Genomic DNA, 15365 nt, shown 5'->3' with positions numbered 1-15365 from the left:
GGGCATGCAGGCACGGTCGCAGCGAACGAGGATCAGCCGGCTGGCGGCCGCAGCGGTGGCGCGTGCACGACGCTGGGCGCGGACGCGAAGGGAGGGGAAACGTGCAGCGGTTCCGGCGCCACCGGCACCAGAGCAGCCAGGGTGGCCACCTGCAGCAAGCTGCCGCACGCCGCCGCGCAATGGGCCGACGTCATCGCGTCGCGCTGGCCGAGGCCGTGGTCGGCGCAGCAGCCGGACGCGACCGGCATGGCATCCGGACCATGATCGGCCGCGTGCGCGACGGACGATGCCGGCGCGCCCCGCAGCGCGTCGCCGGCCATCCCGCGCGGCATGCCATGCACCGGTGCCAGCACGAGAATCAGCCACGCCAACCATGCCATCGCCCGGAGGGACGGCAAGCGTGCGGCATGGCGAAGCAGGTGATTCATCGGCACAGCATAGGGTTGGTACCGGCCAGTCTCAACTCTGGACATGGGTCCATCGGCCCCTGTCCGGCGCCCGTAATGGTTCGTCGGTCACCCGACGAACTACTTGGTATAGCCCATGTGCAGCGTGATCTTGTCGCCGACTTTCAGGTTGGCCACCGAAGCCGGCGGGAAGTGCACGCGTAGCGACATGCCTCCCGCGTCCGCCTCGACGATGCCGGTCTTGGCATCCACCGACCTCACCGTGGCCGGCATCATGTGCATGCTGCCGTTCTTGTTGTGGCGCATCATCTTGTGATGCATGCCGCCCATATGGCCCATGCTGCTCGACGCCGGTGCCGGCGCCATGCCTCCGGTGTCCTGGGCGCTGACCGTGCCGAATGCCAGGCAAAGGCCGACAGCGGCCGTCGAAACCATGATTCTTGGCAGGAACTTCATGATGATTCTCCGCGCAGGTGGACGGCCGGAGCCGCGCGTCCGGCCGGTTGCAACGCTGCAACAAGCGGAGCCTGCACCGGCCCATGTGCAGGAAAGGTTACGTAGCACCGGAGGAGCACGGCACCGGCCCTCTATACTGGGTGTCCCCATTCCCGTGACCGCCATGAACTACCGCCACGCCTACCACGCCGGCAATTTTGCCGACGTCCTGAAACACGTCGTGCTGCTGGCACTGATCGAGTCGCTGCAGGCCAAGCCCGCACCGTTTTGCTATATCGACACCCATGCCGGCAGCGGCAACTATCCGCTGGACGGTTTCGAGGCAGGCAAGACCGGCGAGTTCAAGGACGGCATCGCGCGCCTGCACCCGGCGGAGAAACTGCCTCCGCTGCTGCGTCGCTGGCGCGACGGCATCCTGGGCAGCGCCGACAACGCGCAAGGCCTGAAGCGCTACCCCGGCTCGCCGCTGCAGGTCGCCCGCCTGCTGCGCCCCGGCGACAGCGCCCAGTTGTGCGAACTGCATACCGAGGCGGCATGCAAACTGCGCGACCTGTTCCGCGGCAACCCTCAGGTGCACGTGCACGAGCGCGACGGCTACGAGGCGCTGAAGGCGCTGGTGCCGCCGCAGGAGAAGCGCGGCCTGGTGCTGATCGACCCGCCTTACGAGGCGCAGGACGCCGAGTACAAGCTGATCGAGCAGGCCCTGAAGCCGGCGCTGCAGCGCTGGCCCACCGGCGTCTACGCGGTGTGGTATCCGATCAAGCTGCGCAGCCAGGTGCAGCCGTTCCTGCGCCGCCTGCAGCACAGCGGGGTGAAACGCGTCCTGCGCGCCGAGCTGCTGGTGCACCCGGACGATTCGCCGCTGCGCCTCAACGGCTCAGGCATGGTCATCCTCAACGCGCCGTGGAAACTGGACGATGCCCTGCGCGAACCGCTGCGCGTGCTGGCCGGCCTGCTGGCGCGCGAGCGTCCGGCCACGGTAAAACTCGACTGGCTGCTGGACGAGGCCGGCAGCCAGCTGAATACGCCCAGCCCCCTGCCCGCCTCGCGACTACCGCCCAGGCCGAACCGTCGCTAAGCTGGCCCCGTCTCTCGCGTCCGCCCAGGAGCCACGACCATGCGCCACCGCCCCGCCCCGCTGCTGATCCGGCTCGCCCTGCCCGCCGCCTTGCTCGTGCTGGCCGCCTGCGCACCCGCGCCGATCTACAAGACCACCGGCAACGCGGTGCTCGCCACCCCCGCGCAAGTGGCGCAGACGCCCGAGCAGTACAGCGGCAACGAAGTCATCTGGGGCGGGCGCATCGTGCGCGTCAGCAACTTCCAGGACCACAGCGAAATCGAGCTGCTGGCCTACCCGCTGGATTCCTCGCAGCGGCCGAAGGCGAATGACAGCGGAAACGGCCGCTTCATAGCCGTGCTGCGCGGCTACGTCGAACCGCTCGACTACCCCGCCGGCGCGCTGATGACCGTCGACGGCAAACTCAACGGCACCCGCGGCGGCCAGGTTGGCCAGGCTGACTACCTGTTCCCGCTGGTCGACGTGGCGCAGTCCCACGTCTGGACCGCCGAGGAAATGCAGAAGGGTCGCAGCAACGTGCACTTCGGGCTTGGCGTGGGCGTCGGCATCCGCTGAGTCGCTGTCCGGAGGCGGGCACCCCGCCTCACGGCCTCGCCGCGGAGGCAGCAGGCGTCCGCCGCCATCTCGCGGAGAGGCCCGGCTGGCGTCCATTACAATGGCCGCCCGTTTCCCGCCCGAGCCCGCGCATGTCCAGCCACGCCAACCCGATCAAGGCCATTTTCCTCGCGCTGGGCGCGAACTTCGCCATCTTCGTGGCCAAGCTCGTCGCGGCCGTGGTTACCGGCTCCGGCGCGATGATGGCCGAGGCGGTGCACTCGCTGGCCGACTGCGGCAACCAGGGTTTGCTGCTGCTCGGCATCCGCCAGGCCAAGCGTCCACCGTCCGACGAATTCCCGCTGGGCTGGGGTCGTGCGCTGTACTTCTGGTCGTTCCTCGTCGCCATCCTGTTGTTCAGCGTCGGCGGCATGTTCTCGATCTACGAGGGCGTGCACAAGCTCACGAATCCCGAACCGCTCAAGTGGCCGTGGCTGGCGATGGGCGTGCTGGTGTTCGGCATCGTGGTCGAAGGCATCTCGATGCGCGGCTGCATGCAGGAAGTGAACAAGGCCCGCGGTGACCAGGATCTGTGGACGTGGTTTCGCCAAACCCGTTCCAGCGAACTGCTGGTGATCTTCGGCGAAGACCTGGCCGCCCTCGTCGGCCTCTGCCTGGCCGCCCTCGCCATCGGTGCCACCATGCTCACCGGCAACCTGATGTTCGACGCCGCCGGCACCATCGCCATCGGCACCCTCCTGATCGTCGTCGCCGTGCTGGTGGCGATCGAGGTGAAGGCGCTGCTGATCGGCCAGGGCGTGGAACCGCGCCGCCGTGACGAGCTGATGGGCTTCCTGAGGAACCGCCCCGAAGTCGCCGAAGTCCTCAACCTGATCACCCTGCAGATGGGCGCCGACGTGATGGTGGCGGTGAAGGCGCGCATGCAGCCCACCGCCAACCTCATCGAATCCATCAACACCGTCGAGGCCGCGATGAAGGCCGAGTTCGGCGACGTGCGCTGGAGCTTCTTCGAGCCGGATAACGCGGATTGATCGGTAACGACTGGACTGCATCAATGGCGGCTATCGGCCAACTCCGGCCGTTCACGTTGCTCACTGCAACAGCACAAAGCTGTCGTTCAAAGACACGCCTCCGACCAAGCTCGTATTGGAGAAAATGCGGGGACGAATGAATGGAACTGCGAGTATCTGCGACGAAAAGCGCCACATCCACCAAAGGATGCGATCGATCGAATAACGCACGCGAGTCATGCGGCATTGCTAGTCAACAGAAAAAGCGGTACCCGCGCGCCTGGATCAAATAAACGACATCATCAAGGCGTTTGGATACTTTTCAAGATCACCTCGCGCAGCCACTGGTGAGCAAGATCACGATGCATGCGTTCATGCCACACCATGTGGTATTCAAAGCCGGTGGCGCGTGCCGGAAACGGCACGCTGTCCAAAGCCGCCAATGAGGCGAGGCACGCAGCCACGCGTGTCGGGACCACCAAAACAAGGTCACTGTCGGCGATGATCCATGGCGCGGCCAGAAAATACGGCAGACTCAGCGCGACGCGTTCATGCGGCAAGTCCAACTGGGCGAACAGGTCGTCGTACTGGGTGACCCGGCCGGCAGGATAGGCAATCACTGCCTGAGAGTAACTGCCCAGCGCTTTGAGGCGCGCAGCAGAAGAGCCCGTACGCGCACGTAGCCCGATCGGGTGGCCCCATCGGTACAGGCAGGTAAAAGTTTCGGAGAACAATCGTCGGTAGGAGTACGCCGCCGGCAGCGGATCATCCGCATACAGTGCGAGATCAATGTCGGCATCGGCCAGTGCATCCAACGTGGATTCGCCCCATGGCAGCACATCGACGCGCGCGTCGGGGGCGCTGCGCAACAGCGCGGGTACCGCGTGGTTCAACACGGCAAGCGACCCGTAGTCGGTAGCCGCGATGCGGAAGCGGCGCGTCGTGCTGGCTGGATCGAACTGGGCCGGCGCAAACACCTGATCCAGCGCTCGCAGTGCCAGCACCACTTCGGGACGCAGTTGTTCCGCCCGCGGCGTCAAACGGTAACCGCCTTGGGCGCGGACCAGCAGTGGATCGTTCAACACCTTGCGCAACCGCGCCAGCGCACGGCTCGCCGCCGGCTGTCCGATGCCCAGCTGTTCGGCGGCCAACGTCACACCGCGCGCATCGAGCAACGCATCAAGCAGCTTGAGCAGGTTGAGGTCCAGCTCGGCAATATGTCTGGTATGCATGTCAGCTATGCCTTTGAATGCATTGTGAGCATAGCAGTGGTGACGCATTCTGGGTTCCTGCCACGACAGCCGAAGCATGTGGAACACGGACCCCATGAAAGTTCAACACAACAAAGCCACGAATGATCCCTGGCGCGCCATCCAGGCCGGAACCGATCAACACCGCGCCGAACACGGCTGCTGGGCCTATCCCCACGCGGACGGCCGATTGCTCGGCGTGTTGGCGGCGGCCAGCAACGCCAAGCGCATCCTCGAACTGGGCACCGCCTTGGGCTATACCGCGTTGTGGCTGGCACACGGCGCACCCGCGGCGCACGTCGACACGCTGGAACGCGATCCGCAGCATGTGGCGCTGGCACGCGCTGCGATCGAGCGAGCCGGATACGACGCTCGGATCCGGGTGCATCACGGCGATTTTGCGACGTTGCTGCCGACGCTGCAGACAGGCTATGACCTTGCCTTCTTCGATGGTTATGCGCCGACGCTGTCGGATCTGGCTGCGTTGCGCCGGCTGCTGCGACCGGGCGGTCTGCTGGTGAGCGCCAATCAGGAATTGGCCGGCCCGGAAACCGCGGACTATCGCGCGCGCTTGCAGGAAGCCAATCAATGGCTGACCGCGCCGTTGGGCGAAGGCAGCGACACGTCGCTCAGCATTCGGCTAGATGTCCCGTGAGCAGCACGGAGCCGCGCGTGCCTGATACCGCAGCGAACGCGTCTGAAGCATCGGTTGATATCGCACGACGCCGGCTGCTTCAGTCAGCCGCTGCGTTGACCGGTGTGCTCGGGCTTGGCCTCGATCCCCTCACCTCAACGGCGTCGACATCGACCCTCGGAGCTCATCCCATGACCCATGCAAAACACACGGTCGAACGCATCCAGTTCAGCAGCGCCGGCGAGCCCATCGTCGGCTTGCTGTGTCTGCCGGAAGGTCCACTGGTAAAGCGACCGGGCGTGGTGCTGCTGGGTCCGTTCGGTTTCGTCAAGGAACAGTCGCCCGCCGAATACGCCACCCGGCTGGCCAATGCCGGATATGTCGCGCTGGTCTTCGACCCGCGCTGCAGTGGCGAGAGTGGCGGCACACCGCGCCGCCACGAAAGCCCGGCGAACAAGATTGCCGACGCCCAAGCCGCGATTGACTACCTGGCTGCGCGACCCGAGGTCGATGCGGCGAAGCTCGGCGCGCTGGGTATTTGTCAGGGTTGTTCGGAGATGATTGCGGTCGCCGCCGCCGACCCGCGCATCAAGGCACTCGCGCTGGTGTCCGGCCAATACCTGTACGCGCAGAACATCGCCAAATTCTTCAGCGGCGGTGGCCCCAGCCTGGAACAGCGCATCGCACGCGGGCATGCTGCCAAGGCTCATTACGACCGTACAGGCGAAGTCGATTACACCGAGGTCGTGAGCCTGGCCGACAAATCCGCCGGCTTGCCGTGGCCACCGATCCATGACTGGTACATGCCGTGGACCAGCGAAAAGTGGGGCGCGCCCAGCCGTTGGGAAAATCGTTACACCACGATGAGCGACGCCGAAGTGTGGAGCTTCGACGTCGATGCGCATGCACGCAAGATGCATACACCCACGCTGATCGTGCACGGTGAAATGTCCGACGGCGGCCCCGAAGCCGCGCAGCACGTCTATGCGCTGATGCCGGTCAAGGACAAGCAGTTGCACATCGTGCCGGGTATTTTTCACACCCGTTTTTACGACGATCCACTGGTCATCGAGCCAACTGCCATCGAGGTGATGGCATGGTTTGACAGCCATCTTCGCTAACCACTCTTGGGGAACAACATATGCGAACTTCCATTCCGTCGATCGTTCTGGCCGCTGGGTTCATCGTTGCTGGCGCAGCGCTCACCGTCTCACCGGCGGCAGCTACTGGCAGCTGCGCCAATCCGAGCACACCTTCCAGCAACAAGGCCTTGGTGAAAAAGTTCTACGCGGCACTGGACACCAAGAACAAGGGGCTGCTGGACGACGTGCTCTCAGCGGGTTGGATCGACGTTCCCATGGCACCCGGCCAGAAAGCTGGCCGTGCCGGCATGAAAGGCGCCATAGACGGCTACTTCAAAAGCTTTCCAGACTTCAACGTGGTCAATCAGGACATGATTGCCGAAGGCGACAAAGTGGTCGTTCGTTCACAGATCCATGCCACCCAGCGTGGTGCTTTTGCTGGGGTCGCGCCGAGCAACCGACCATTCACCATCATGGCCATCGATATCCACCAGGTCTGCGACGGACGGGTCGTCAAGACCTGGCACGTGGAGGACTGGCTCAACGGGCTGTTCCAAATGGGCGCACTTCCGCCAAGCCACGGCAGCAAATAGGACGACAGCCATGTATGTGATCACGGGCGCCAATGGGCAGACCGGCTCGGTCGTCGCCAATACCCTCCTGTCGCGCGGACAGCCCGTGCGCGTTGTCTTGCGGCGTGCCGAACAAGCGGCAGCGTGGAGGGGTCGAGGTGCGGACGTGTGCATTGCAGACGTGTCGGACGAAGCGAGTCTCATCAAGGCTTTCGTCGACGCCGATGCCGCCTATCTGATGAATCCGCCGGCGTATCAGGCCGATGATCTGTTGGCCAGCGCTGGGCAGGTTCATCAGGCGATGATCAACGCCGCCCAACATGTCGGCATGCAACGCGTGGTCGCGCTCTCATCGGTCGGCGCGCAGCACGCCTCGGGTACCGGCAACATACTCAATACCCACGATTTCGAAAGCCGACTCGCCGACAGTCGCCTGCAGGTCATCGTGCTGCGTGCCGCCAACTTCATCGAGAACTGGGCGTGGTTCGTGGACGGTGCTGTCGCCAGCGGGCAGTTGCCGTCGATGTTCCAACCGCTCGATCGCGCGCTGCCGATGGTGTCGGTACGCGACATCGGCAGCACGGCGGCGGCGCTGCTTGAGGAGTCGGGCACCGGTATCGTCGAACTTCACGGCCCCGAGCCCTATTCGCCACGGGACGCTGCTGCCGAGCTGTCGCGTCTCACCGGTCGGCCAATCGAGGCCGTGGCCATACCGCGAGAGGCCTGGACGGGCAACTTCCGGGCGGCCGGCTATTCGGACAGCGCCATCGCAGCGTTCTGCGAACTGTTCGATGGATTCAACAATGGACGGGTAGCGTCTCAAGGCACGCATGAAACACGCCATGGCGTGGTCGGCCAAGGGGCCGTATTTGAGGAGATGCTTCGCGATAGTGGTCACCAGTGACGCGGATTTAGAAAGCAATGGAGCAAATCAAGAAACTCAATGCCGCACTCAGTCTGTGCGCGTTTGGCTAAGGCGATGCCCGGGAAGGATGGACAGCTGCTTATCAAGGCGCGAATGCCCATAAAACGAACGGCCGCGCTGCCATTTTGCCAATGATGGCCTTCCTCAAAGCGGACGTTCACCAACGACTCAAATGGGTCGCAAACGGACATTGGTACCCGCATGTCAATACCTGGCGGCCGACCACCAACAGATACGCAACCCCGGTTCGGTCAAAAGACTGCAGCACCAGTTCCGATACCGCCTCTTCGATTTCTGCGGCATTTGTGCGTGTCCTGACTTTTCGGTTCAACCGTTGCCCAGTGGCAGATACAAGGTCAGTGCAGTCGCGGTCGTGGGCTGGAAGCCGAAGGCCTTGTAAAACATGGCGGCGCGTTCGTCTTTGGCGTCCACCACCAGCACACGCACACCAAGTTTCTCGCGGAGACTGAGGCCGCTGTTCACAGCGTGACCCAGCAGCAGCCTGCCGTAACCTTGACCCCGGTGCTGGCTGGAGACGGCCAACCTTCCAACGCGGGTGGTGGGTATCGGGTACGCGGGCAGGCGTTTGCGATCGGGGGGCTGCAAGTCCTGCAGATGAAGCTGGGCGGCGGCAAGACTCACGTAACCGAGGATGCTGCCTGGCGTGATGTCATCGACCAGAACGTGCGTGGTGGCGATGCCTTCACGCTGGTGTTGGCCGGCCTGTTGTCGCAGATAGGTGTCGAGCACCTCGACGCCGCAGCAAAAGCTGCCGCGGTCGTGTTGCCGCGGATCCAGCCGCATGAAACGCAGCGCCACGTCAGCGAATCAGCTTGGCTGCGTCGGCCATCGCCTTCTTGAGTTTTGCATTCGGCTTGAACGGCTTGTCCAACGCAGCGAGAAAGCGGCGCGACTCAGCCGGAGACAGCATCACGGTAAGCTCCGCTGCCATCACGCTTTCAGCCTCACGCAACACGGCATCGCGCACGAAAGCAGACAGCGGCACGCCGCGCAGGTCGGCAGCGCGGGCAATGCGATCCTTGTCGGTCGGGTTCAGGCGCAGGTCGAGTCGGGCCGCGGCGGTCATGGCGCATCTCCTTGTGTACGGTAGTATACCGTACAAAACTGATGTCGCAATCCATTCAAAATCGGGAACTTGCCTTGGTCTCGGCAGCGTCCAGATCGGCAACCATCACGCGATCAAATCCCGAAACAACAGTCGAACAAGAGTCACACGCTACAATCTCGTTCCGCACCACTGCCTGACCTTCCCACGTTTCCCATGCGCAACCCCCTGCAAGAACAACTGCTCAAGGCCGGCCTGGTCAACAAGGCCAAGGCGGCGCAGGTCGTGCGCGAGCAGGCGAAGAAGCACAAGGGCAAGGGACCGGCGGCACCGAGTGCCGAGCAGGTGGAGGTGGAGCGGTTGCAGGCGGAGAAGGCCGAGCGCGATCGTGCGCTGGCGGCGGAGCGCAATGCGCAGCTGCGGCAGAACGAAGCGCACGCGCAGGTGCGCCAGATTGTCGAGGCGCACAAGGTGAAGCGCGATGGCGAGATTGCCTATCGGTTCACCGATGGCGGCACGATCAGGGATGTGCTGGTGAACGAGGCGCTGCGTGCGCAGTTGGCCAGCGGCACGCTGGTGATCGTGCGGCATGATCAGGGTTATGAATTGCTGCCGCGTGCTGCGGCCGACAAGGTATACGAGCGTGATGCGACAGCGATCGTGCTTGATCACGCGCGTAGCGAAGCCGGTAGCGGCAATGGTGCGGACGACGAGTATTACAAGCAGTTCCAGGTGCCGGACGATTTGATCTGGTAGGAGCCCGCTCGCGGGCGATGCAGTTGCTTTTGCGAATCCCGAATCCCGAATCCCGAATTCCCGAATCCCGGCTTTCAAGGCATCGCCCGCCAGCGGGCTCCTGCAGGGACGGGGGTGGCCTCGGAGAACGGTTACGGCGGGTTACGCCGCGGTTCCAGCAGATCCCAGCCGTTGCCGTACAGATCATCGAACACCGCCACCGTGCCGTAGGCCTCATGCCGCGGCTCCTCGCGAAAGTGCACGCCTTCGGCGCGCATGCGCTGCCAGTCGCGCTGGAAGTCGTCGGTGTGCAACAGCTGGAACACGCGGCCGCCGGTCTGGTTGCCGATGCGGGAAGTCTGTTCGTCACCCTTCGCCTTGGCCAGCAGCAAGCGGGTTTCGCCGGAACCGGGCGGCGCCAGCAGCACCCAGCGCTTGCCGCCACCCATGTCGGTGTCTTCGATCAGCTCGAAACCGAGCGCGCGGGTGTACCAGGCGATCGCCTCGTCGTAGTCGGCGACCAGCAGCGCAAGTGCGCCGAGATGCTGCTTCATGGCTTGCCTGCCTTGAGCACGGGCAGCGGGCCCAGTCCGGACTGCAGTTTCTTCGTGAGCCTGGCGCGGATCAGCGTATACGCGTCGAGGATGAGCGCCTGCAGCTCCGCCGTGGCGAAACGTCGTGGTTCGGTGACCGACACCCAGCGCATCCGCGCCAGGTACGGGGCCGGAATGATGCCGGGCAGGTCGGTGAGTTCGAGGAATCGCTCGTCCGCCACCTTGAACGCCAGGCGCCCGCCCTCGCGACCATCGGCATGGGTCATGGCGAACATCTTGCCGCCCACGCTGAACACCAGGTTGTCGCCCCACTTGATGTCGCGCGTTACGCCGGGCCAGCGGCTGCACAGCCGCTGCAATTGGGCCACGGTGATGCCGTGGGGTGGCTGGTCGGTCATGCAGGCTGCTCCGCCGGGGGAATCCGCATCCATTGTGGGGTGTTGCGCAGGCGCTGTCTTTGTCCTGCGGCGCATCTTGTGGCGCAACATGAATGACCGGAAGTGACGCCAAAGCTCACCTCATCATCATGATCTGTCGGCGGTTGCCCGTTGCATAATCATGCTGCATTGCACACAATACGCAAAAGTATGGAGCGCCCATGATTCCCGCGATCGACTTCGTCTCCCCCACGCCGCATGCCTCGCTGCCACCGCGAAGCAGCCTGCGCTTTGCCCGCAAGGCCCTCGCGCCGGCGGCCGGCGAGAAGGTGCGTACGCAGGACGAACGGGAGCTCACCCTGCGGGCGATCGAACCGGGTGACGTGGCGGCGATGCAGCGCTGTTTCGCCCGCCTGTCGCCGGAGGAGATCCGTCGCCGCTTCCTGCACGCGATGTCCGAGCTGCCCACGCCGATGGCGCAGCAGCTGTGCCGGATCGACCCGACGCGCGAAACCGCCTTCGTGCTGATGGACGAATCCCTCCACCCGGCCGAGATGCGCGGCGTGGGGCGCATCTACGTCGACGATACCACCGACACGGCCGAGTTCTCCGTGCTGGTGGAGCATGCCTGGAGCCGCATCGGCCTCGGCGCGCTGCTGATGCAGCGGCTGGTCGACGATTGCCGGCGCCGTGGCCTGTACGAACTGTGGGGCTACGTGCTGCAGGAAAACCGGCCGATGCTGCAACTGTGCAAGGAGCTCGGCTTCACCCAGCGCGCGATTCCCGACGAACCGGGCACCATGCTGATCACCTTGAAACTGTAGGGCAACTCGTCACGGCGCCATGATCGGGAGCGGCGGGCGGTGCCCGCCCCGCACGGCCCGACTGGAGCGCCGCGTTACACTTGTCGGCTATGCCCAGCCCGATCAAGCATCCTCCCCTCCCCACCACACCCAGGCAGCGCCGCTACTGGTTGCCGCCGCACGGCTCGGCACGCGCCTTGCTGCTGGCCGAGGCGGCGCGCACGCATGAAGGCCTGCTGGTGGTGGTGGCGCGCGACACCCAGCGCGCACAGGCGCTGGAAGCGGAGCTGGGCATCTTTGCCGATGATCTGCCGGTGCTGCAGTTCCCGGACTGGGAGACGTTGCCCTACGACGCGTTCAGTCCGCATCCGGAGATCGTCTCGCAACGCATCGCCACGCTGTATCGCCTGCCTGGCGTCAAGCGCGGCGTGCTGGTGGTGCCGGTGGCCACGCTGATGCAGCGGATCGCGCCGCGTACCCACATCACCGGCTCCGGCCTGGTGATGTCGAAGGGTCAGCAGCTCGACCTGGCCGCCGAGCAGCGCCGACTGGAAGCGTCCGGTTACCGCCACGTGCCGCAGGTGGCCGAGCCGGGCGACTTCGCGGTGCGCGGCGCGTTGCTGGACATCTTTCCGATGGGCACCGCCGAGCCGTACCGCATCGAGTTGTTCGACGACGAGGTCGACTCGATCCGCAGCTTCGATCCCGAGACGCAGCGCTCGCAGCAGCAGGTGGAACGCGTCGAGTTGTTGCCCGCCCGCGAGTTTCCGCTCACCGAGGAAGCGGCGAAGGAGTTCCGCTCCAATCTGCGCGAGCGCTTCCCGATCGACGTACGCCGCTGCCCGCTGTACCAGGACATGAAGGAGGGCGTCACGCCCGGGGGCATCGAGTACTACCTGCCCTTGTTCTTCCGGCAGACCTCCACGCTGTTCGACTACCTCGCCGACGACGCGCTGTTCGTGCTCGGCGAAGGCGCCGGGGAGGCCGCCGACCAGTTCTGGGCACAGACACTGGAGCGCTACGACCAGCGCGCGCATGACATCGAGCGCCCGGTACTGCCGCCAGCCGAGCTGTACCTGCCGCCGGACAAGTTGCGCGAGCAGCTCAACAAGCGCCTGCGCGTGGACGTGGTCGAGCCCGGCCACGAGCACGCCATCGACACCGGCACCCAGCCGGCGCCGGAGCTGCCGTTGAATCGCAAGGGCGAGGAGCCGGCCACCTCGCTGCGGCATTTCCTCGCCGGCTACCCGGGTCGCGTGCTGATCGCGGCGGATTCGGCGGGACGGCGCGAGGCGCTGGTCGATACGCTGGCAAGCGCAGGGCTGAAACCCGAGCACGTCGATGACTGGTCGGACTTTCTCGCTCGTCACCCCGGTGAAAGCCGGAATGACGAACAAAACCTCCCGCGCTTCGCCATCACCATCGCACCGCTTGAGCAGGGCTTTGCACTGACCAAACCGGTGTTGACTGTGCTCACCGAGCGCGAGCTTTACGGCGAGCGCGTGCGCAACGAGCGCGAGCGCAAACGCCGGCGTGGCACGGCGCGCGATCCCGACACGATCATCCGCGATCTCACCGAACTCACCGTCGGCGCGCCGATCGTGCACGTGGATCACGGCGTGGGCCGCTACCAGGGGCTGCTGTCGATGGACGTCGGCGGCATGGCCGGCGAGTTCCTCACCATCGAATACGCCAAGGGCGACAAATTGTACGTACCGGTCTCGCAGCTCGGCCTGGTCAGCCGCTACTCCGGCACCGCGCCGGAGCTGGCGCCGCTGCACTCGCTGGGCGGCGACGCGTGGGAGCGCGCGCGCCGCAAGGCGGCGGAGAAGGTGCGCGACGTCGCCGCCGAGCTGCTGGCGATCTACGCGCAGCGACAGGCGCGCGGCGGCGAGTCGTTGCCGATCGACCGTCAGCTGGTGGAGGAATTCGGCTCCAGCTTCCCGTTCGAGGAAACTCCCGACCAGGAAAGCGCGATCGAGGCGGTGCTGGACGATCTCGCCGCGCCGCGCGCGATGGACCGGGTGATCTGCGGCGACGTCGGCTTCGGCAAGACCGAGGTCGCGCTGCGCGCCGCCTTCGCCACCGCCACCGCCGGCAAGCAGGTCGCCGTGCTGGTGCCGACCACCCTGCTCGCCCAGCAGCACTACCGCAACTTCGCCGACCGCTTCGCCGACTGGCCGGTGCGCGTGGATGTGCTGTCGCGCTTCAAGTCCACCAGGGAAGTGAACGAAGCGCTGAAGCGCCTGGCCGACGGCCAGATCGACGTGATCGTGGGCACGCACAAGCTGCTGCAGTCGGACATCAAGTTCAAGAACCTTGGCCTGGTCATCGTCGACGAGGAGCAACGTTTCGGCGTGCGCCAGAAGGAACAGCTGAAGAAGCTGCGTGCCGAGGTGGATCTGCTGACGATGACCGCCACGCCGATCCCGCGCACGCTGAACATGGCGATGGCCGGTTTGCGCGACCTGTCGCTGATCGCCACCCCGCCGGCGCACCGCAGCGCCGTGCGCACCTTCATCTCTGCGTGGGACCCGGCGACGATCCGCGAGGCGCTGCAGCGCGAGCTGTCGCGCGGCGGCCAGGTGTACTTCCTGCACAACGAGGTGCAGAGCATCGAGCGCACCGTGCGCGAGCTTGAGGAGCTGGTACCCGAGGCGCGCATCCGCATCGCCCACGGCCAGATGCCCGAGCGCGAGCTGGAAGGCGTGATGGCGGATTTCCACCGCCAGCGCTTCAACGTGCTGGTGTGCACCACCATCATCGAAACCGGCATCGACATCCCCACCGCCAACACCATCATCATCGACCGCGCCGACCGCTTCGGCCTGGCCCAGCTGCACCAGCTGCGCGGCCGCGTCGGTCGCTCGCACCATCGCGCCTATGCCTATCTGGTGGTGCCCGACCGCAAGTCGATCACCGCCGATGCGCAGAAACGGCTGGAGGCCCTCGCCTCGCTGGAAGAACTCGGCGCCGGCTTCACCCTGGCCACGCACGACCTGGAGATCCGCGGCGCCGGCGAGCTGCTCGGCGACGAGCAGTCCGGCCAGATCCAGGAAATCGGTTTCGGCCTGTACACCGAACTGCTGGATCGCGCGGTGCGCGCGCTGAAATCGGGCAAGGTGCCGGACTTCGATCTCAGTTCCGAGCACGAGACCGAGGTCGAACTGCACCTGCCCGCGCTGATTCCCGACGATTACCTCGGCGACGTGCACACGCGCCTGACCCTGTACAAGCGCATCGCCAGCGCCCGCAGCGAGGATGACCTGCGCGACTTGCAGGTGGAGATGATCGACCGCTTCGGCCTGCTGCCCGAACCGACGAAGCAGTTGTTCGCCGTGGCCAGCCTGAAGCTGATGGCCACGCCGCTGGGCATTCGCAAACTCGACTTCGGCGCCAACGGCGGCCGCATCGTGTTCCGCGAGAAGCCGGAGGTCGATCCGCTGGCCATCATCAAGCTGATCCAGACCCAGCCGCGCGTCTACAAACTGGATGGCCAGGACAAGCTGAAGGTGATCCTGGACCTGCCCGGCGCCAGCGAACGCATCCGCAGCGCACAGGACGTGCTGGCGCTGCTGGGCGCGCGTCGCCCGCGCTGAGCGCGGCAAGCTCAGACTCCTCCGTCGGCAGGGAAGCCACGACCGGGCTGCCGGAATCACCTTGCCGACCCGGGTGTCGGGAGTGACCCAAAGCGTCCGCTTTGGTCCCTGCAGGCCGTTCTCCTGGACCATCAGAGCATCGCCCCGCCCTCCCCGCCGCCGCCGGCCGCCTCTCCCGGCAAGCCGCGACATGGCATGACCCGTGCTTGACATCCTGGCTTTACATCGTGCAGCGTTGGAGGTTGGCCTTCTTTGCACCCCT

At 65.4% G+C, this 15365-nt stretch carries 17 protein-coding genes; 10 read left to right on the top strand and 7 right to left on the bottom strand.

Translation table 11 applies throughout. The annotated features are described in order from the left end of the window. Nucleotides 1-32: 32 nt before the first annotated feature. Together ACFCQI_RS13880 and ACFCQI_RS13875 are read right to left on the bottom strand one after the other, a co-directional pair. Complete coding sequence (locus ACFCQI_RS13880; RefSeq protein WP_395121365.1) at nt 33-380, bottom strand: hypothetical protein; 348 nt, start codon at nt 378-380, stop codon at nt 33-35. Nucleotides 381-527: 147 nt separating this feature from the next. Then, nucleotides 528-863, bottom strand: a complete 336-nt coding sequence (locus ACFCQI_RS13875) for a hypothetical protein (protein ID WP_395117609.1) — start codon at nt 861-863, stop codon at nt 528-530. 163 nt (nt 864-1026) lie between these two features. Here ACFCQI_RS13875 and ACFCQI_RS13870 point away from each other — a divergent pair, with 163 nt between their 5' ends. The 3 genes from ACFCQI_RS13870 (at nt 1027) to ACFCQI_RS13860 (ending at nt 3527) form a co-directional block, all read left to right on the top strand. Next, complete coding sequence (locus ACFCQI_RS13870) at nt 1027-1941, top strand: 23S rRNA (adenine(2030)-N(6))-methyltransferase RlmJ (RefSeq protein WP_395117607.1); 915 nt, start codon at nt 1027-1029, stop codon at nt 1939-1941. A gap of 39 nt (nt 1942-1980) precedes the next feature. Continuing rightward, a complete protein-coding gene (locus ACFCQI_RS13865) occupies nt 1981-2496 on the top strand; it encodes a Slp family lipoprotein (protein ID WP_395117605.1) in 516 nt (171 codons plus the stop codon). Between the two features lie 131 nt (nt 2497-2627). Continuing rightward, nucleotides 2628-3527 carry a cation diffusion facilitator family transporter gene (locus tag ACFCQI_RS13860; protein ID WP_395117603.1) on the top strand — a complete coding sequence of 300 codons (900 nt, stop codon included), beginning with the start codon at nt 2628-2630 and terminating at the stop codon, nt 3525-3527. Nucleotides 3528-3808: 281 nt separating this feature from the next. Here ACFCQI_RS13860 and ACFCQI_RS13855 read toward each other — a convergent pair whose 3' ends face one another. Beyond that, on the bottom strand, nt 3809-4738 hold the full coding sequence (locus ACFCQI_RS13855; RefSeq protein WP_395117601.1) for a LysR family transcriptional regulator: 930 nt from the start codon (nt 4736-4738) through the stop codon (nt 3809-3811). Nucleotides 4739-4832: 94 nt separating this feature from the next. On the opposite strand from ACFCQI_RS13855, the gene ACFCQI_RS13850 reads away from it, so the two are divergent. From ACFCQI_RS13850 to ACFCQI_RS13835, 4 genes are read left to right on the top strand one after another with little or no spacing between them, the layout of a single operon-like run. Then, nucleotides 4833-5411: an O-methyltransferase gene (locus ACFCQI_RS13850; protein ID WP_395117599.1), complete on the top strand. Its 579-nt coding sequence runs from the start codon at nt 4833-4835 to the stop codon at nt 5409-5411. A 17-nt stretch (nt 5412-5428) separates the two neighbouring features. Beyond that, complete coding sequence (locus tag ACFCQI_RS13845; protein ID WP_395117597.1) at nt 5429-6511, top strand: alpha/beta hydrolase; 1083 nt, start codon at nt 5429-5431, stop codon at nt 6509-6511. A gap of 20 nt (nt 6512-6531) precedes the next feature. Then, nucleotides 6532-7065, top strand: coding sequence for an ester cyclase (locus ACFCQI_RS13840; RefSeq protein ID WP_395117595.1), 534 nt, complete (start codon nt 6532-6534; stop codon nt 7063-7065). A 10-nt stretch (nt 7066-7075) separates the two neighbouring features. Continuing rightward, a complete protein-coding gene (locus ACFCQI_RS13835; RefSeq protein ID WP_395117593.1) occupies nt 7076-7948 on the top strand; it encodes an NAD(P)H-binding protein in 873 nt (290 codons plus the stop codon). Nucleotides 7949-8296: 348 nt separating this feature from the next. Here ACFCQI_RS13835 and ACFCQI_RS13830 read toward each other — a convergent pair whose 3' ends face one another. Continuing rightward, entirely contained in the window at nt 8297-8788 is a 492-nt protein-coding gene (locus ACFCQI_RS13830) for a GNAT family N-acetyltransferase (protein ID WP_395117591.1), read from the bottom strand. Between the two features lies 1 nt (nt 8789). Continuing rightward, nucleotides 8790-9056, bottom strand: coding sequence for a DUF1778 domain-containing protein (locus ACFCQI_RS13825; protein ID WP_395117589.1), 267 nt, complete (start codon nt 9054-9056; stop codon nt 8790-8792). 195 nt (nt 9057-9251) lie between these two features. Between ACFCQI_RS13825 and ACFCQI_RS13820 the strand changes: the two genes are divergently transcribed. Then, nucleotides 9252-9791: a DUF2058 domain-containing protein gene (locus tag ACFCQI_RS13820; RefSeq protein ID WP_395117587.1), complete on the top strand. Its 540-nt coding sequence runs from the start codon at nt 9252-9254 to the stop codon at nt 9789-9791. A 131-nt stretch (nt 9792-9922) separates the two neighbouring features. Here ACFCQI_RS13820 and ACFCQI_RS13815 read toward each other — a convergent pair whose 3' ends face one another. Both ACFCQI_RS13815 and ACFCQI_RS13810 read right to left on the bottom strand, forming a co-directional pair. Next, nucleotides 9923-10324, bottom strand: a complete 402-nt coding sequence (locus ACFCQI_RS13815; RefSeq protein WP_395117585.1) for a VOC family protein — start codon at nt 10322-10324, stop codon at nt 9923-9925. Further along, on the bottom strand, nt 10321-10722 hold the full coding sequence (locus tag ACFCQI_RS13810) for an MmcQ/YjbR family DNA-binding protein (protein WP_395117583.1): 402 nt from the start codon (nt 10720-10722) through the stop codon (nt 10321-10323). The genes ACFCQI_RS13815 and ACFCQI_RS13810 overlap by 4 nt, the downstream gene beginning before the upstream one ends. A gap of 200 nt (nt 10723-10922) precedes the next feature. On the opposite strand from ACFCQI_RS13810, the gene ACFCQI_RS13805 reads away from it, so the two are divergent. Continuing rightward, nucleotides 10923-11525 (top strand): GNAT family N-acetyltransferase, encoded by a 603-nt coding sequence (locus ACFCQI_RS13805; RefSeq protein WP_395117581.1) that lies wholly within the window; start codon nt 10923-10925, stop codon nt 11523-11525. Nucleotides 11526-11614: 89 nt separating this feature from the next. Further along, nucleotides 11615-15103 carry a transcription-repair coupling factor gene (gene mfd / locus ACFCQI_RS13800; RefSeq protein ID WP_395121364.1) on the top strand — a complete coding sequence of 1163 codons (3489 nt, stop codon included), beginning with the start codon at nt 11615-11617 and terminating at the stop codon, nt 15101-15103. Nucleotides 15104-15365: the final 262 nt, after the last annotated feature.

The organism is Rhodanobacter sp. FW102-FHT14D06, from assembly GCF_043950705.1.
GTDB lineage: Bacteria > Pseudomonadota > Gammaproteobacteria > Xanthomonadales > Rhodanobacteraceae > Rhodanobacter.
The sequence above is the reverse complement of the archived record's forward strand: the minus strand, read 5'-3'. Positions and strand labels throughout refer to the sequence as shown.